Genomic DNA, 17,583 nt, shown 5'->3' with positions numbered 1-17,583 from the left:
GGCCAGCCTTCGGCGACTCAGGCGAGGCCGAGGCGCTGGCGGAGGTTGTCGACCTCGGCGCGTAGTTCGGTCGGAACCGAATCGCCGAGCTCGGTGTACCAGTCCTCGATGAGCCCGAGTTCGGTCTCCCATTCCTCGGGCTTGATGGCCAAGGCCTTGCGCAACTGCTCATCGGTGAAGTCGAGGCCCTCGGTGTCGAGGCCGCCCTCGACCGGAGTGAGGCCCAGCGGGGACTCCTGAGCGTCTGCGGTGCCGATGACGCGCTCGAAGACCCACTTGAGAACACGCGAGTTCTCGGAGAATCCGGGCCACAGGAACGAGTTGTCGTCGTCGCGGCGGAACCAGTTGACGTAGAAGATCTTCGGCAGCTGAGCACCCTCGGTGTTGCCGATGTCGAGCCAGTGCTGCAGGTAGTCACCGACGTTGTAGCCGATGAACGGGCGCATCGCCATGGGGTCGCGGCGGACGACGCCGACGGCTCCGGTCGCGGCAGCGGTGGTCTCGGAGGACAGAACCGAGCCCATGAACACGCCGTGCGTCCAATCCTTGGTCTCGGTGACCAGCGGCATCGTCGTCTTGCGGCGACCGCCGAAGAGGATGGCCGAGATCGGCACACCGTTCGGGTTCGTCCACTCGGGTGCCAGGGTCGGCACGTTCGCGATCGGGGTGCAGAAGCGCGAGTTCGGGTGGGCGGCCGGGGTGTCTGACTCGGGGGTCCAGTCGTTGCCCCTCCAGTCGGTGAGGTGGGCCGGAGCCTCGTCGGTCTTGCCTTCCCACCACACGTCACCGTCGTCGGTCAGAGCGACGTTGGTGAAGATGTTGCCGCCTTCTTCGATGGCGCGCATCGCGGTCGGGTTCGTGGTGTAGCCGGTGCCGGGGGCGACTCCGAAGAGACCGAACTCGGGGTTGACGGCGTAGAGCTGGCCGTCATCGCCGAAGCGCATCCAGGCGATGTCGTCACCGAGGGTCTCGGCCTTCCACCCGGGGATGGTCGGTTCGATCATGGCGAGGTTGGTCTTGCCGCAGGCCGACGGGAACGCGGCGGCGACGTACTTGACGACGCCTTCGGGGTTCGTCAGTTTGAGGATGAGCATGTGCTCGGCCAGCCAGCCTTCGTCGCGGGCGATCGCCGAGGCGATGCGCAGCGCGTAGCACTTCTTGCCGAGCAGAGCGTTGCCGCCGTAGCCGGATCCGTAGGACCAGATCGAGCGCTCTTCCGGGAAGTGCGTGATGTACTTCGTGGTGTTGCAGGGCCAGGCGACATCGTCCTGACCGGCCTCGAGCGGGGCACCGACCGAGTGCACGCACTCGACGAAGTCCGCGTTCTGGGCGTCGATGGCGTCGAGGGCGTACTTGCCCGAACGTGCCATGACGAGCATGGAGAGGACGACGTAGGCCGAATCGGTGACCTCGATGCCGAACATCGGCTGGTCCGCCTCGGCGTGGCCCATGACGAAGGGGATGACGTACATGGCGCGGCCGCGCATCGAGCCTTCGAAGAGGACGCCCAGCGTCTCTTTCATCTCTGCCGGAGCGACCCAGTTGTTCAGCGGGCCGGCGTCCTTCTCCTCTTCGGAGCAGATGTAGGTGCGACCTTCGACGCGGGCGACGTCCTCGGGGTCGGAGGCCGCATAGTAGGAGTCCTTGGTGCCGTTGAGGCGCACGATGGTGCCGGCCTCGACGAGCTGCTCGGCGATCTGATTCTTCTGCTCATCCGAACCATCGATCCAGACGATCTCATCCGGTGTGGTCAGGGAGGCGATCCGGCCGACGAACGAGAGCACCGACTCATTCTCGGTCGGTGCGTTCTTCAGCTGGTCAGCGACGACATCATGGTCGAGGACAGTCATGAGTGGTCTCCTGTTGGGTCGTGTGCGAGGGTTTGGACTCGGGCGGCTGGTCGATCCGTCGAGCGGTTGGTACACGTCCACCGTAGGATGGGGGACGACGCGAAAATCGCCCGTTTCGGTCACGCGAAGATGTGCATTGGATCACAAGCAGGCCACCGATGACGCAGAAGCGCCAATGCTATGACGCATTGTTTCAGAAGAATGATGTTTTGTTTCAGTGCTGGTTTCGAGCTGAAATCCGCGGTTACATTCCTTGCTCGCCGAGGCGGCTGCGCGGTTCCGCGTGAATGTGGCGAAGCGCACGCGGGCGCGATTTGAGCTTGGGTGAAGCGGGTGTGTATAGTTGTTCGAGTTGCAGGGCGGAAGTCCGGTCAACATGCGCCACTAGCTCAACGGATAGAGCATCTGACTACGGATCAGAAGGTTGGGGGTTCGAATCCCTCGTGGCGCACCGAAGGAAAGTCCCTCACCAGGCATAATATCTGGTGAGGGACTTTTTCGTATGTCTGGGGTCAGGCTGTTCTGACTATAGATCCGAAGGTTGGGGTTCTCTTGAGTTCTGCGATGAGAAAGGCCCGTCGTCACCGCGAGGAGCTCGGTGACGTCGTTGCCGTCTTCGCGGACCGGCCCGGCCCGGGAACCGTGATCGGCTTTGCCCTCAGTTGGGTGGTCTGCACAGGCCTGACCTTCATCAATCCGGGGGAGACGCTGGTCTTGGCGATCGCACCCGGCATCATCTTCGCCCTGATCGTCGGACTCATACTGCTCTATCTATCCGGCGAGCGACTCATCGTCTGTGAGCGCGGGATCCTCGTCGGATCCGTGGCTCCAGGATTGCGCCCCTACGTCATTCCCCATCAGCAGATCACGCCCGACAGCATTGCCGGCGTCGCCGGCGCGAACAGGTACCTCAAAGAGGTTGGGCTTCAGGGGCAGATGTCGCAGTCGACGCTGAGGGCGTCGTGGTGGACGAAGAATGGTGTCCACTTCGTTGCCTGTTCGGCCGAGGACGCCCGGCGCGGTCGCAGGCGCTTCACTCTTGCGCTCGACCCGATTCCGCGGTCGATCGACGGCCGTTGGATCTGGTTCGCCGGCACCGGGCGGCAGTCCGCGACGTCGGCGATCGATGCCATCGCCAGGACCACCTCGGCGGCGGGATATCCGCAGCTGGCTCAGGCCGCACGTGACCGCGGCGTCGTCGAGCTCACCGGAAACCCCGAGGATGCGGCCCGCCAACTGCCCGGCCATCCGCCGGTCAGCGATCGCTGAGCGCGGCAGCCGGAACAATGACTGACCGTCATCAAGAAGGAGATCATGCGCCCGGCTTCTACCGTTCCTGCCGACTACGTCATTCCCGCTGACGTCCTCGAGATCACCGGTCCCGACCCGACACCGATCTGGCTCAACCAGATGGGCGGCCTGACGGTGCGGTTCCAACTCGACGGGCCCGACGCCGAAACCGAGAGCGGACGGCGATGGGGCTATCTCAAGCGCAACCCCTTGCCGAATACCGAGGATCTCGAACTTGAGGCGACCAAGCTGCGGTGGCTGGATGGCCGGCACCCGGCACCGCGGGTCGTCGATCATCTTCGCCGAGACGTCGAGGGTGCGGAAGTCGAATATCTCGTCACCGAGGCCCTACCTGGTGTCAACGCCGTCGACCCGAGCCGCGCTGCCGACGCGAACACCACGATCATCGCGATCGCTCACGGGCTCCGGATGCTGCATGGCATCCCCGTTGACGACTGTCCCTGGACGTGGTCGACCGAGGATCGGCTCGGTCTCACCAGCACCGAGGCGGTCTCCCGGCTCGGTCCCGCACCGTCCGTTGATCGGCTCGTCGTCTGCCACGGTGATCCCTGTGCGCCGAATACCCTCATCGGTGATGACGGGGAGTTCGTCGCGAACGTGGATATGCAACGTCTCGGCGTGGCAGACCGGTGGGCCGACCTGGCTGTGGCGACGATGTCCTTCGGGTGGAACTATTCCGACTACGACGAGGCCCTGTTCTGGGGCGCGTACGGAACCGCGCCCGACATCGAGCGGATCCGGTATTACCGGGCCCTGTGGGATGCGGAGTGATCCACCGCTTCGGCGGGCCGCCTCGGCGAGGGGTCAGCTCCACATGCCGAGCAGGGACATCCACCCGCCGCCGATGAGGCTCCAGATGAGGATGTTGACGACGGAGGCGAGGAAGCCGACCTTGAACCACTCGGCGGTCGTGACGTAGCCCGACCCGTAGATCACACCCGCCGGTCCCGAGGCGTAGTGCGAGAGCCCGCCGATGAGGTTGCCGATGAAGCCCAGCGCCAGTGCCGCGAACAGCGGGGGAGCGCCGGTCGCAATCGCGGCGCCGAGGAACACGGAGTACATCGCGACGATCTGTGCCGTGTTCGACGCGAAGAGGTAGTGGACGTAGAAGTAGACGAGGCTGAGCACGGCGAACGCGGCCATCCACGGCATCCCGCCGACGAGTCCGGCGACCTCGTGGCCGATCCATCCGATCACCCCGAGGGTGTTGAGGTGGGTGGCCATGCCCACGAGCACGGAGAAGAAGATCAGGGTCGACCAGGCGCCCCCGTTGGCCGCCATGTCCTTCCACGTCAGGACCTTGGTGATGAGGAGGATCGCAACGCCGACGAAGGCCGCCGAGGTGGCATCCACACCGATCATGTCGCCGAACACCCACAGGAGGAGCAGAAGGACGAAGGTCGCGAGCATGGTCCACTCGCCGCGGCTCATGGGTCCGAGTTCTTTGAGTTCGTCACGCGCGTGGGCGGGCGCTTCAGGGGTCTTCGTCAGGCCGGGCTTATAGATCTTGGCCATGAACCAGGGCATGACGATGAGTGCGACGAGCCCGGGGACGATCGCGACCAGGGCCCAGGTGCCCCAGGAGATGTCGACGCCGGCGTCGGCGGCAAAGCCTACGGCCAGCGGGTTGCCGGCCATGGCCGTGACGAACATGGCCGAGGTGATGGTGTTGACCTGCACCGAGGTCAGGGACAGATAGGCGCCCAGCTTCTTCCGCGACTCATCGGTGGAGGGGTGTGAGTCGTTGACCGATGCCAGCGATCGCACGATCGGATAGACGACCCCTCCCGCGCGGGCGGTGTTCGACGGCGTGGCCGGGGAGAGCACGAGGTCGGTCAGCGCCATGCCGTAGGACAGCCCGAGGGAGGACTTGCCGAGCAGTGAGACGAATATCAGGGCAATGCGCCGTCCCAGGCCGGTGAGCAGGAAGCCGTCGGCGATGAAGAACGCGGCCACGATCAGCCAGATCGTCGAGTTCCCGAACCCCTGCAGGGCCTCGGTCTTCGCGTCCATCGTGCCGGTGACCATGGCCGCGGCCAGCCCGATCAGCGCCACCGAGGCGGTCGGCAGAGGCTGCAGGATCAGGCCGAGGATGGTTCCGGCGAAGATTCCGGCCATGTGCATCCCGCGCGGATCGATGCCCTCTGGAGCCGGGATGAAGTAGATGATCAGGGTGAGGGCGAGGATCGCCGCGATCTTGCCCGCCATCGACAGGCGGGCGTGGGTGCGGGCATGCTGTGCGGCGGCTGCTTCCAGCGTTGTGGTGCTGGACTGACTGGGCATGGGGCTTCCTTGATTCTCAATCGGGATGCGCCGGATGCCTTCTGCATTCGCGGTGTGCCGGCGGCTTTCGCTGTCGGCGGCGACAGCGATGGCGTTCGGCGGGATCGGGGTGAGCGATCAGCCCGGTTCTGTCCGATCCGCTATCACAATAGACCCGTACGAGGCTGCTGAGGAGACCCCCAGCCGGAGGGATATCTCACGTAGCGGACGGGGTCGGTGAGTGGTAGCGGGCAGGCGGTCGCGCGGGGAATTTCGGGCCGGGGGGCGGTAATCCGTGCGAGGGGACCGTGTCCGCCTCGGCGATACCATGGTGGGGTGGCCACGATCATCTGCGACGACGGCGTCCGACTCGAGTACACCCGGACCGGGGATCCGACCGGTCGCCCGGTCGTGCTGCTCGCCGGGTTCAGAGCCCCGGCGACGAGCTGGCTGTATCAGGTCGACGCACTGGAGCGTTCGGGGTACTGCGTCTATGCCGTCGACCTGCGCGGACATGGTCGTGCCGATCGACCCCCGTCGGGCGTGACCATGGAGCGCCGAGGCCGCGATCTCGGCGAGGTGCTCAAAGGTCTCGATCTCCGTGACGCACTGCTCGTCGGCGGATCAATGGGCGGGAACACGATCTGGTCCTACCTCGCCCAGGCCAGCACGGATCGGATCGCGGGTATCGCCATCGTCGATCAGACACCGGCCATGCTCAACACAGACGACTGGCCCCACGGCTTCTACGGCTACGACACGACGAACGTCGACACGTACTTCGCCGAGAGCATTCCGAACACGGGCCACGGTACGCCGCTGTGGCGGCGTGGCCGGAGGGCCCTGCGGCTGCTGAAAGCGATGAAGGGCGTGGACAGGGACCTCAATGACGGCGAACTCACCCTGCTCGGCGACCATGCGAAGGCCGACTGGAGGCCGGTCATCGAAGGCTGCGCTGTTCCGGTCCTCTTCGTCGCCGGATCCGAGAGCGAGTACTGGCCGCCGACGCATGCATGGGCGGCAGCGGGCCTGGCACCGATCGGCTCATCCGTCGTTCTGTCGAAGGCCGGGCACGCCGCGAACATCGAACAGCCCGGTGCCTTCAACGAGGCGCTGCTCGAATTCGCTGGCCAGCTGTGACCACACGCCAGCTGCTGCCGGTGACGGAAGCAGCACGACGGACGGCCGAGATGCCCGACCGTCCGTCCGCGGGAGTCCCTTTCCTCAGTCCTTGACGGCGAGAACCGGGACCGGGGAATCGAGAAGCAGGCGCTGACTCACCGAGCCGATGAGCATCTTGCCCACCCGGGACCGGCGGCGCATGCCGATGACGAGGCGGTCGACATCCGAGCGCTCCTCGAGTTCGTCGAGGACCGCCTCGGCGGGGTCACGATCACCGCGACCCTTTCGAGCGATCACGGTGTAGCTGATTCCGCTGTCCTCGAGCGCCGACGTGTCGAAGTCTGCTGCGATGCCGAGGGGGACGATGACGAGGTCGGTGTCGAAGAGCTTGGCTTCGGCGATGGCGGCCGCGACGGCCGCTGCGCCTTCTGCGCGGTCAGTGACGGCGACGAGGATCGACATGATGGGTTCCTTCAGTGGAGAGAGTAAACAGTGCGGTCGAAATCTGAGGTCTCACGTCACTCACCGTACTTCGTGCGGAACTCCGCCTCGAGGTCTTCGAGGGTTTTGTTCCGTGTCTCGGGGACGAAGAAGTAGATGAACAGCAGGGCCAGCACTCCGAGCCCGGCGAAGAGGAAGAACGTATTCGAGATGCCGAGGCCTGCGACCACGCTCGGGAAGAACTGAGCGACCGCGGCATTGGCCAGCCACAGGGCGAAGACGCAGATGCCCATCGCGAACGACCGGATCTTCAGGGGGAAGATCTCTGCGAGCATGAGCCAGACGAGCGGCCCCAGCGTGCCCTGCATCGAGAAGACGAAGAGGACGACGAAGACGAGGATCGCGTAGGCCTTGAACTGTCCATCGGGGAGGAAGACCGCAGAGAGCCCGATGAGCAGGTGGAACGTGCTCGTCAGGGTGAAACCGCCGAGGAGCATGAATCGCCTGGGCAGCTTGTTGATGAGCATGATGCCGACGGTGACGCCGAGGACGGAGAAGAGTCCGTTGAAGGTGTTCGCGATGATCGCCGAGTCTGCGGAGAAGCCGGCGTCGGTGAGCAGCTGCGTGCCGTAGTACATCACCGAGTTGATGCCCGTCAGCTGCTGTGCGATGCCGAGGCCGACGCCGATGACCACGAGGCGGAGCACCCACTTCGAGGCGAGGTCGGAGACACCGCCGGTCTTGGCCACCTCTTCCTGTTCGGCGAGGAGTTCGACCTCTCTCATCTCGGCTTCGGCGCGTTCGGCGGAACGGACCTGCTTGAGGACGTCGAGGGCCTGACCATCGCGGTTCTTCGAGATCAGCCAGCGAGGACTCTCGGGCAGGAAGATCATGCCCACGAGCAGTGCGATGGCCGGCAGAACGGCGACGGCGAGCATATAGCGCCACACCCCGTCGTGCTCTCCCCAGACGTTGAAGATGACCGCGTTGATGACGAAGGCCGCGAACTGTCCGACGACGATCATCACCTCGTTGCGGGTGACGAGCGACCCTCGTTTTTCGAACGGCGCGAGTTCGGCCAGGTAGACGGGCACCGTCGTCGAGGCGGCGCCGACGGCGAGTCCGAGGAAGAAGCGGGCACCGGCGAGGAACTGCCAGTTCGGCGCCAGCGAACAGGCGAGCGTACCGATGATGAAGAACGTCGCCAGCAGGATGATGTTCGAGCGACGACCGAAGGCATCGGACAGTCGACCGCCGATGATCGCGCCGAACGCGGCGCCGATCGTGAGGAAGCTGACGACGAGCCCCTCGGTGTGCGGGGTGAGTCCGAAATCGTGGGTCAGCGGCTCGAGCGCCCCGTTGACGACTCCGGTGTCGTAGCCGAACAGCAGGCCGCCGAAGGTGGCAACGACCGCGATGATGCCCAGTCGTGAGGTGTGCGGGCCCTTGGTGTCGGGCGGAAGGTCCACCAGCGATTTCACTTGACCGCTCATGGCGTTCACTCTCCTTTGAATGATTCTCAAATTGTTAGTCACTCCTGCGCGCCGATGAGGCGCGGCAGGGGCGCCCCACCGCCTGTCGGCGGTGTGGTTGAGGACGGCTATTCAGTATTGGTGCAGGTGGTGCACTTGCGTGGTTCGTTCAGTGGATCAGCGCAGGCCCGCTGGTGCGAGGCCGCGCGGCGATGCGATTTCTCAGCCGGTCCGACCTCCCTGCTTGCTGACGAGTTCGTCGATCCGCTGCTTCTGGAAGCGGCTGACGGCCTCGTTGTTCTCGTTCTCCCCGAACACGTTGGAGACGATGAGGGCGTCCTCGCGGTCGAGGAAGCCGTGCTCGTTGAGTGCCGTGAAGAGGGCGTCGAAGTCGACGTCTCCGTCGCCTACTTTGAGGTGCTGGTGCACCCGCGCCGAGGTGGTCGGTGGGTTCGCGATGTACCGCAGTCCGTGTGAGGCTCGGTGATCGAAGGCATCGGAGATGTAGACGGCGCGCAGGCGCTCGCCGAGCTCCGGCAACAGGGTCGCGAGACAGTCGCCGTAGTGGAAGGTGTGCGGGGCGACCCAGACGAATCCGATGGCGTCGGAATCGAGACCGCGCAGCACCCGCCAGGCCTCGTGGCCGTCCTCGACGAAGTCGTCGGGATGGGGATCGAAGTTGAGCTTCAGGCCCTCTGACTCGATGATCGGCAGCAGTTCGTCCATCGACCGGTAGAAGGACTCCTCGGATTCCTCGAAAGCCTTGGGCCGGCCGCTGAACTCGGTATTGATCGTGCCCACACCGAGGTCGACGGCGATTTCGATGACCCGGCGGAAGTTCTTCACCGCTGCGACCCGTTTGGCCTCGTCGGGCCACGCGATCCGCTGGACGGGGAGAAGAGCGGGCACAGTGATGCCGGCGGTCTCGACGCTGCTGGCGAAGCGCCGGATGAGGTCACGGTCCATCTTCGGGTACCGAAAGTGTGTGGCGAAGTCCGGGTGTGGGGTCAGCTGCATGTGCTCGTATCCGAGGTCCGCGGTGGCCGCGGCGAAGTCGAGCAGCCGATGCGTGTGATGCAGCGGGGTGGGGTCGTAGGCGATCTTCATGTCTGCTCCAAGTGCTCCAGTGATGCGGTCGGTCAGCGGTAGAACTCGGGGGTGTCCGGAATATCGAGAGTGCGGGGCCTGCCGTCGAGCAGCGAGGCGACACCTTCCTGGCACGCGACGGCCACCTTGTACCCGTCCCACGCTGACGGTCCGGCAATGGTGCCCTGGCGAGCCGCATCTACCCAGGCCTGCACCTGATTGTCATAGGCTGCGGCGAAGCGAGTGGTGAAGTCGGCGTGTTCGGCCAGACCAGAACGACCCTGATGCCACAGCTGCAGGCCGTGCGCCTCACCGATCCTCGCGATGCCGGAGTCGAAGACCGCCTCGGTGGTCACCTGGTAGCCGAACTGGATGCTCACGTTCATCTCGAGGTCGACGAGTGTTCCGTTCTCGAGCTCCATGAGCACGAGGATCGGCTCTTTCAGGCGTTCGGGGGTCAGCCGGTTGCGGCGGGCGTGCTTGACCTCGAGTGAGACGATGGGAGAGCCGGCCAGCCAGGGAACGACATCGAATTCGTGGACGACGGAGTCGGTGATGAGCATCTCCTGCACATAGCTCTCCGGGACCGCCGGATTGCGGTGGGCGCAGCGGAGCATGAGGAGCTCACCGGCCTGCTCGGTCTCGACGAGTTCGCGCAGCTGCCGGTATTCGGGGTCGAAGCGGCGCATGAAACCGACCTGGATGAGGTGCCTCCCTGTGGCCTGTTCGGCCTCGAGGATCCGCCACGAGGACTCCGGATCCGGCGTCAGGGGCTTCTCGCAGAGGATCGGCAGCCCGGCCGCGAGACTCGGCAGGAGCACCGCCTCGTGGAGGAATCCGGGAGTGGCGATGAGCACACCGTCGACGGCATCGGCCTCAAGGGCATCTTCGATCCGCGAGTATCCGATGGCACCGGGAGCGTTCTCCAGGGCTGCGGCCACGCGGGTTTCGTCGGGGTCGACGATGGCGGTGACGCGGGCCCCGCTGATCGTCGAGGTGATCCGCTTGATGTGGTCGGCGCCCATCATGCCGGCGCCGACGACGCCGACCCTGAAGTCCCGGGTCAGGTCCGATTCGGTCATTGTCTCTCCTGATGTCTGATCTGTGGTGCCCGCTTTCTGCGGGGCTCCGCCGGTTGCGTGAACGGTGAAGGTCGGCAGTAGATGGTCAGCGGTCGGTCGTCGCCGAGGCGGTCGAGCCCAGGATCGTCGCCAGGGTGCGCTCGGCGATGGGATAGGGTGCATCGACGCTGCAGCCGAACATGTCCTGTTCGACGATCGCGAAGGTGTCCTCGTCGAGGGCTGCGACGGCCTCGATGATCGGGTCGAGCGGTGGGATCCCCTGATCGGGTTCGACCATGATCCCCTCGGCGACCGCCTCGGCGAAGGGGGTGTCGGACTTGAGGACGTCGAAGATCTTCACGGGGTCGACCTGCTTGAGGTGGAGGTAGCCGATCCGCGAGGGGTGGTCCTCGATGAGCTTGAGGTTGTCCCCGCCGTAGTAGGAGAAGTGGCCGGTGTCGAGGCAGAGGTTCGTATATGCCTCGTCGGTGAGTTCGAGGAACCGTTCGACCTCGGAGTGGGTGCCGACGTGGGAGTCCGCGTGGGAGTGGAACTGCTGGTGGAGTCCGTACTCCTCCTCCAGCGCCTTGCCGAGGCGGTCGTGGCCGACGGCCAGACGCGACCAGGCCTCGGCGTCGAGGGTGCGCGGTTCGAGGATCTCACTCGTGGCATCGGAGCGCCACAGGTCGGGGATGACGACGATGTGCTCACCGCCGAGCTCAGCTGTGAGCTTCGCGATCTTCTCGACCTGTGACCACGCGCGTGACCATTGGTCGTCGGTCTTGTGGAATCCGGTGAAGACGGTCCCGCCGGAGAGCTTGAGGCCGCGGGAGTCGAGCTCCTCGCGCAGCCGGGCCGCATCGGTGGGCAGGTAGCCGTAGGGGCCGAGTTCGATCCAGGTGTAGCCGGCCGCGACCACCTCGTCGAGGAAGCGCTGCCAGGGCACCTGTCCCGGATGGTCGGGGAACCACACGCCCCACGAGTCGGGAGCGGTGCCGATGCGCAGGGTGCGGGGGGAAGCGGACCGACCTGCAGCGGTGGTCTCGGTGGTGGATGACGGCGTTGTCGTTGTCATGGGTTGTCCTTCGGGAACGGTCGGTGTTCGGGCTGGCGCAGCGCGGTGCTTCACAGCAGCGGTCGCTGCCGCTTCCGTTCGGTCTCGTATTGGGCGCGGGCCGCTTGAGTGTCCTCGGTCGTCGACACCTCGGCGACGGGGACGTCCCACCAGCCTTCGCCGTCGGGGGCGTAGTCGAGCGGATCGGAATCGACGTGGATGAGAGTCGAGGTCGGTGACGCTTTGGCCGCCCTGACCGCGTCTGCCAGCCGGGTGCTCGCGTCCGGTCCCGGCGTGATCTCGACGACGTCGATGCCGTAGGACCGGGCGTTCGCAGCGAGGTCGACGGGGAGGACTTCGTCGGTGCGGAAATCGGGCGCCTCGGCGTCGTAGCGGCGGTACCAGGTGCCGAAACGGGGTGCCCCGACGGTCTCGGAGAGGTGGCCGATCGAGGCGTAGCCGTGGTTCTGGATGAGTACGACGATGAGCTTGAGGCCCTCGGCGACGGCGGTGACGAGTTCGGTGTGGAGCATGAGGTAGGAGCCGTCGCCGACCATGACGATGGCCTCCCGATCCTCACCGGCGGCGTCGATGGCGCGGCGGACACCGAGTCCGCCGGCGATCTCGTAGCCCATGCACGAGAACGCGTATTCGACGTGGTAACCGAGCGCATCGCGGGTGCGCCAGAGCTTCTGCAGATCCCCGGGCAGGGAACCGGCGGCTTGGATCACGACGTCGGATGGGCCGGCGGCGGTGTTGACCGCGCCGATGACCTCGGCCTGTCCGGGCAGTTCGGCCGCGGTGGGGGCCGTGGCCGCATCGACGACGGAGATCCAGTCCCTGCGCTCGGTCTCGACCCTGGCGGTGAGCTCGGAGCTGACATGATGATCGCCGAGGCGGTCGGTCAGCGCGGTGATCCCCTCCCTCGCATCGGCGATGAGAGGCAGCTGGCTGCCGTGCTTGAACGCGTCGAAGGGGGCGACGTTGAGGTTGACGAAGCGGACCTCGGGGTGGGCGAAGACCGTGCGGCTGGCGGTCGTGAAGTCGCTGTAGCGGGTGCCGACGCCGATGATGAGATCCGCCTCGGCCGCGATCCGGTTGGCCGCGGTCGATCCGGTCGCCCCGATCCCGCCGAGGTTGAGCGGGTGATCCCAGTCGAGGGTGCCGCCGCCGGCCTGCGTCGTGGCCACGGGGATGCCCGTCGCTTCGGCGAAGGCGCGGAGTTCCTTTTCTGCGCGAGAATAGAGGACACCGCCGCCGGCGACGATCAGCGGAGTCTGTGCCTCCCGGATCGCTGCCACCGCACGGTCGAGGGGACCGGTCTCGGGCAGCGGCCGACGCAGGTGCCAGTCACGTTCGACGAGGAATTCGTCGGGCACTTCGAGAGTCTCGGCTTGGACGTCCTCGGGCAGCGCGATGGTCACGGCACCGGTTTCGGCCGGGTCGGTGAGTACGCGCATGGCGGCGAGAGCGATCGAGAAGAGCTGTTCGGGCCGGTCGACGCGGTCGAAGAACCGTGACATCGGCCGGAACGCGTCGGTGACCTGCAGGGATGTGTCGTGCGGGTGTTCGAGCTGCTGGAGGACCGGGTCGGCGACCCGGGTGGCGAAGGTGTCAGAGGGCAGGAGCAGAGCGGGCAGTCGGTTCGCCGTGGCCAGGGCCGCTCCGGTGAGCAGGTTCGCCGCTCCTGGACCGACGGAGGCCGCCGAGGCGAAGGTCGAGAGGCGGCGGTTCATCCGTGCGTATCCGACGGACTGGTGGACCATGGCCTGTTCGTTGCGGGCCTGGTGGTAGGGCATGGCTCCCGGTTCGTCCCGGCTGAGCTGGCGCAGGGCCTGCCCGATGCCGGCGACATTACCGTGGCCGAAGATCCCGAAGGTCCCGGCGATTGTCCGCTGCCGGATGTCGCCGTCGACGGTGTACTGGCGGGACAGGAAGGTCACCAGCGCCTGGGCGACCGTCATCGTCGTGCTCATGTCAGATCTCCTTCGGCGGTGTAGGGCAGGCGGTGGTCGAACTCCTGCTCCTCCCATTGGGCCCTCACCCAGCCGTGCGCTGGGTCATCGCTGATCAGCCACACGCGCTCGGGGTCGGGTCCGGCCATGACGTTGAGGTAGTAGTTGTCGTATCCCGGGGCCGCGGCGAGCGGCCCGTGATACCCGTACGGGACGAGGGCGACGTCGCCGGTGCGCACGATGGCCGAGGTCTCGATCGCCCCAGCAGGAGACGAGTACGTCGAGAACAGAGCGATCGGATCGGCGGCGTCCGGAGCCGTGAGGCCGCGGGAGACGGCGGTCTCGAAGTAGTAGATCTCCTCGAGCCGCGACTCGGATCCGGCGACCGCCTCGTCGTGCTTGTGCGGGGGATAGGACGACCAGTTCTCGGCGGGCGTGATCACCTCGCACGCGATGATCTTCACGCAGTCGAGTCCGGCCGGGGTCGCGAAGTTGTGGACCTGCCGGCTCGAGCGTCCTGCTCCGCGCAGTTCCACGGGGACCTCGGCGGCGGGCAGGAACTGCACGGGCCGGGTCTCGGTGGTGGGCGCCTCGGCGACGGCGATCCGACCGTCACCGGACACGGTGAGTGCGGTGCCGGTGGGCAGGTAGAGGCAGTCGGCGGGGCCGTGGAAGACCGAGGTCCGACCGGTCAGCACCTGGCTGCCGCCGGTGCCGTCGGCCAGGGTGTACTCGACGGTGAATGTCTGCCCGCTCAGGGGGACGAGCACACGTTCGAGCTCGGCGGCGGGGACCGTGACGGGGCCGGTCTGCTGTCCGAGGTCGAGGACCCGCAGACCGGTGTGCTCCCAGCCGCGGATCGTCGCATCGACGACGGATTCGAAGCCGTCGCGGGCGAGGCTGCCGCGCGGGTGGAACCATTCGTTGGTCATGCGTGTGCCCTCTCTGCTCCGTGGACGAGTCCTGCCGCTCGATCGACCGAGGCCGAGACGTCTCCGTCGGCAGGGTAGACGATGGACCGGCCGATGACGAGGCCGCGGACACCGGGCAGGGACAGCGCGTGCTCCCAGCTGCGGAACGTCGCCTCCGGATCGTCCGAACGCTCGCCGCCGAGCAGCAGGGTAGGCAGCGTGGTCGCCGCGAGCACCCGTTCCATATCGTCGACGACGGGGATCTTCAGCCACGTGTGCGAGGACGAGGTCCCCAGCGCCTGGGCGACGCCGATCGAGGCGATGACGGCTTCGGGGGTGAGGATGTTGCGGACCTTCCCGCCGTTCCATTCGCTCATGAAGGGTTCGAGCATGACTGGGATGTCGGCGGCCCGGCAGTCGTTGACGGCCTGGGCGTTCGCGGCCAGCGCCGAGGCGGTCGCCGGGTCGTCGAGGCAGACGCGCAGGAGAGTCTTCGCGAGGTCGATGCCGTCGCGGGCCATCCCGGCTGCGGTGTGGCCGGTGAAGCGGTCGTCGATCTCGAAGGAGGAGCCGGCGAGTCCGCCGCGGTTCATCGAGCCGACGGCGAGTTTGTCCTCGAGGCAGCCGAGGACGACGAGATCGTCGAGGATGTCCGGGCTGGCGAGCACTCCGTCGACTCCGGGGTGCTGCAGCGCCGTGGCCAGGCGGGTGAGGAGGTCTTCCCGGTCAGCCATCGCCAACGGATCGTCGCCGACCTTGTTCGCCCCGCGTGCCGGATGGTCGGCGGCGACGATGAAGAGCCGTGAGTCGGCGCCGCCGATGGGGCGTCGGGAACGGGCGGCCCAGGCCGCGGGGATGGCATTCGGATCGTCGAAGCGCAGGTCGCGCAGGCGGGTGAACGCGTCGGAGGAGGGCAGGGAGATCGTCATCAGGCGTCCTTCGCGGAGGTGGTGAGCGTCGGGGTGCGGGGGGTCGGTTCGCCGATCACTGCGGTGACCTCGTCGGTGCTCGGCATCGCGGTCGAGCATTCGCGGCGGGTGGCGACGATGGCTCCGGCGACGTTGGCGAAGCGCAGCAGGTATTCGAGGTCCCAGCCGGCGAGCAGGCCTCGGCACAGTGCGCCCCCGAATCCGTCGCCGGCACCGAGGCCGTTGATCACCTCGACGGTGTGCGGCGGGACTTCGACCCTGTCGTCCGCGGTCTTCGCCAGCACTCCCTTCGGGCCCTGCTTGACGATCGCGAGTTCGACACCGCGTTCGAGCAGGGCGTCGGCGGCGCGATCGGGGACGGTCTCTCCGACAGCGATCTCGCATTCTTCCCTGTTCCCAACGGCCACGGTGACGTGTTCGAGTGCACGACCCACCTCGGCGCTGGCGATCTCCGGGGACTCCCAGAACATGGGGCGGTAGTCGAGGTCGAGGACGGTGTGCTCGGCGCGTCCGCGGGTCGCCCACGCGGCATGGTGCGCGCTGCGGCTGGGGTCGACGCTCAGCCCGGTCACCGTGGCCCAGAAGATGCGGGCCTCGGCGATCGCGCTCAGGTCGAGGTCCGCCTCGGCGATGTCGAGGTCGGGAGCCTTGGGCTCGCGATAGAAGTAGAGGGGGAAGTCGTCGGGCGGGAAGATCTCACAGAACGTCACCGGCGTGTTGAGCGTCGGGCTGGTGGCGACGTAGCGGTCGTCGACGCCGAGGCGGGTGAGCTCGGTATGGAGGTAGCGGCCGAAGGGATCGTTGCCGGTCGCGGTGATGACGGCCGAGTCGACTCCGTGGCGGGCGGCGGCGACCGCGACGTTCGAGGCCGAGCCGCCGAGGTACTTCCCGAAGGTCTCGACGTCCTCGAGGCCGACTCCGTCCTGGAGGGGGTAGATGTCGACGCCGATGCGTCCGACGGTGATGAGGTCGAAGGGCTCAGTGCGAACGGGCTCGGTGCGAGGAGCCGGTGTCGGCGAGGAGGTCATGCTGGCCATCCTTCTCTACGGCGGCGATGCCGTGACGATTATTTGTTAGGACAAAGTATTTGTCATGACATTATCACCGTTCGTGGTCGCCGTCACCCCCTCACGGCGGAAATTTTCCTGCAGGGTCGACAGGGCAGGGCGAACCGGATTCGATAGGGCGGGGAGGGCGAGGAGTGGTGGCTCAGCGCGAGACGAGCGTCGTCTCGAAGGAGTAGAGATCGGGTCGATAGCAGTGGTCTCCCCATTCGACGATGTCGCCGGAGTGGTCGAGGGCCGTGCGGTTCATCGTCAGCAGGGGTGAGCCCGGATCGATGTCGAGCAGTTCGGCTTCGGCGTCGTCGGCGGCCTTCGCGCCGATACGCTGCTGCGCGATCGAGAAGACGACCCCGCGTGAACGCAGCGTCTCGTACAGGCCGGTGCTGACGAGCTCATCGGAGGTGATGTCGGTGAACGGTGCAGGCAGCACGTTGTGGAGCACCGCCAACGGCGTCGAACCGACCAGGCGCAGGCGGCGCAGGTGCAGGCTGGGGGTGCCGACGGGGACACCGAGTCGTTCGGCCGTCTCGGCGTCGGAGGCTTCGACGCGGTGGGAGAGGACAACCGTCGAGGGTGGGTTGCCTGACTTCTCGAGGTCTTCGTAGAGGCTCGTGAGATCGACTGGGCGGGCGACCGGTCGCTGGATGACCTGGGTGCCGATGCCACGTCGGCGCACGAGCAGCCCTTTGTCGACGAGGTCCTGGATGGCCTGCCTGACGGTCGGGCGGGACAGGCCGATGCGCTTGGCCATCGCGACTTCGTTCTCGAGCCGGGTTCCGGCTACGAGCGAACCGGTTGCGATCGCGGCCTCGAGCTTGCGGGCGATCTGGACGTAGAGCGGCACGGCTCCGGGGGAGCGGTCGAGTGGACCGAAGAACTCTGCGGGGAGTTCGGTCTCGGGTTCGCGTGCCATGGGCTCCTGCCTCGTCGGGGGTCGCTGTTTACCGAGCTTACTCGGCGTGTTCGGCTCCGGGCGCAGTGACCCGCAGGTCACTGCGCCCGGAACCATGGAGCCGCAGCCCGCGCATGTTGAGTTCGGAATCCTCGCGCGGTGGGCACGGGCCC

15 protein-coding genes and 1 tRNA gene are annotated in these 17,583 nt (G+C 66.5%); 4 read left to right on the top strand and 12 right to left on the bottom strand.

Going from position 1 to position 17,583, the window contains the following annotated elements:
• Positions 1-17: 17 nt before the first annotated feature.
• The gene (locus GUY23_RS16105) at positions 18-1,850 is read right to left on the bottom strand and encodes a phosphoenolpyruvate carboxykinase (GTP) (RefSeq protein ID WP_166974167.1); all 1,833 of its coding nucleotides are present in this window, start codon (positions 1,848-1,850) and stop codon (positions 18-20) included.
• Positions 1,851-2,228: 378 nt separating this feature from the next.
• On the opposite strand from GUY23_RS16105, the gene GUY23_RS16100 reads away from it, so the two are divergent.
• The 3 genes from GUY23_RS16100 (at position 2,229) to GUY23_RS16090 (ending at position 3,932) form a co-directional block, all read left to right on the top strand.
• Positions 2,229-2,301, top strand: a tRNA-Arg gene (locus tag GUY23_RS16100).
• A 113-nt stretch (positions 2,302-2,414) separates the two neighbouring features.
• A complete protein-coding gene (locus GUY23_RS16095; protein ID WP_166974164.1) occupies positions 2,415-3,119 on the top strand; it encodes a hypothetical protein in 705 nt (234 codons plus the stop codon).
• 45 nt (positions 3,120-3,164) lie between these two features.
• Positions 3,165-3,932 carry an aminoglycoside 3'-phosphotransferase gene (locus tag GUY23_RS16090; protein ID WP_166974161.1) on the top strand — a complete coding sequence of 256 codons (768 nt, stop codon included), beginning with the start codon at positions 3,165-3,167 and terminating at the stop codon, positions 3,930-3,932.
• 33 nt (positions 3,933-3,965) lie between these two features.
• Here GUY23_RS16090 and GUY23_RS16085 read toward each other — a convergent pair whose 3' ends face one another.
• The gene (locus tag GUY23_RS16085) at positions 3,966-5,444 is read right to left on the bottom strand and encodes an anion permease (RefSeq protein ID WP_166974158.1); all 1,479 of its coding nucleotides are present in this window, start codon (positions 5,442-5,444) and stop codon (positions 3,966-3,968) included.
• 315 nt (positions 5,445-5,759) lie between these two features.
• On the opposite strand from GUY23_RS16085, the gene GUY23_RS16080 reads away from it, so the two are divergent.
• Entirely contained in the window at positions 5,760-6,563 is an 804-nt protein-coding gene (locus tag GUY23_RS16080; RefSeq protein ID WP_166974155.1) for an alpha/beta fold hydrolase, read from the top strand.
• A gap of 84 nt (positions 6,564-6,647) precedes the next feature.
• Here GUY23_RS16080 and GUY23_RS16075 read toward each other — a convergent pair whose 3' ends face one another.
• From GUY23_RS16075 to GUY23_RS16030, 10 genes are all read right to left on the bottom strand, one after another.
• On the bottom strand, positions 6,648-7,007 hold the full coding sequence (locus GUY23_RS16075; RefSeq protein WP_166974152.1) for a universal stress protein: 360 nt from the start codon (positions 7,005-7,007) through the stop codon (positions 6,648-6,650).
• Between the two features lie 56 nt (positions 7,008-7,063).
• On the bottom strand, positions 7,064-8,479 hold the full coding sequence (locus GUY23_RS16070; protein WP_228282468.1) for a sugar porter family MFS transporter: 1,416 nt from the start codon (positions 8,477-8,479) through the stop codon (positions 7,064-7,066).
• A 201-nt stretch (positions 8,480-8,680) separates the two neighbouring features.
• The gene (locus tag GUY23_RS16065) at positions 8,681-9,565 is read right to left on the bottom strand and encodes a sugar phosphate isomerase/epimerase family protein (protein WP_166974149.1); all 885 of its coding nucleotides are present in this window, start codon (positions 9,563-9,565) and stop codon (positions 8,681-8,683) included.
• Between the two features lie 32 nt (positions 9,566-9,597).
• Positions 9,598-10,626: a Gfo/Idh/MocA family protein gene (locus GUY23_RS16060; protein WP_228282467.1), complete on the bottom strand. Its 1,029-nt coding sequence runs from the start codon at positions 10,624-10,626 to the stop codon at positions 9,598-9,600.
• 85 nt (positions 10,627-10,711) lie between these two features.
• Positions 10,712-11,680, bottom strand: a complete 969-nt coding sequence (locus GUY23_RS16055; RefSeq protein WP_166974146.1) for a sugar phosphate isomerase/epimerase family protein — start codon at positions 11,678-11,680, stop codon at positions 10,712-10,714.
• 50 nt (positions 11,681-11,730) lie between these two features.
• Positions 11,731-13,635, bottom strand: a complete 1,905-nt coding sequence (gene iolD / locus GUY23_RS16050; protein ID WP_166974143.1) for a 3D-(3,5/4)-trihydroxycyclohexane-1,2-dione acylhydrolase (decyclizing) — start codon at positions 13,633-13,635, stop codon at positions 11,731-11,733.
• Positions 13,632-14,546, bottom strand: coding sequence for a 5-deoxy-glucuronate isomerase (gene iolB, locus GUY23_RS16045; protein WP_166974140.1), 915 nt, complete (start codon positions 14,544-14,546; stop codon positions 13,632-13,634). Before iolB ends, iolD begins: the two co-directional genes overlap by 4 nt.
• Complete coding sequence (locus GUY23_RS16040) at positions 14,543-15,454, bottom strand: Cgl0159 family (beta/alpha)8-fold protein (protein ID WP_166974137.1); 912 nt, start codon at positions 15,452-15,454, stop codon at positions 14,543-14,545. The genes iolB and GUY23_RS16040 overlap by 4 nt, the downstream gene beginning before the upstream one ends.
• Entirely contained in the window at positions 15,454-16,482 is a 1,029-nt protein-coding gene (gene iolC, locus GUY23_RS16035) for a 5-dehydro-2-deoxygluconokinase (RefSeq protein ID WP_166974134.1), read from the bottom strand. Before iolC ends, GUY23_RS16040 begins: the two co-directional genes overlap by 1 nt.
• A 181-nt stretch (positions 16,483-16,663) precedes the next feature.
• Positions 16,664-17,431: a GntR family transcriptional regulator gene (locus tag GUY23_RS16030; RefSeq protein WP_166974131.1), complete on the bottom strand. Its 768-nt coding sequence runs from the start codon at positions 17,429-17,431 to the stop codon at positions 16,664-16,666.
• Between the last annotated feature and the right edge of the window lie 152 nt (positions 17,432-17,583).

It is taken from the genome of Brevibacterium atlanticum, assembly GCF_011617245.1.
GTDB classification, from domain to species: domain Bacteria; phylum Actinomycetota; class Actinomycetes; order Actinomycetales; family Brevibacteriaceae; genus Brevibacterium; species Brevibacterium atlanticum.
Note: the sequence above shows the minus strand (reverse complement) of the source record. Positions and strands in the feature narration are given on the sequence as shown.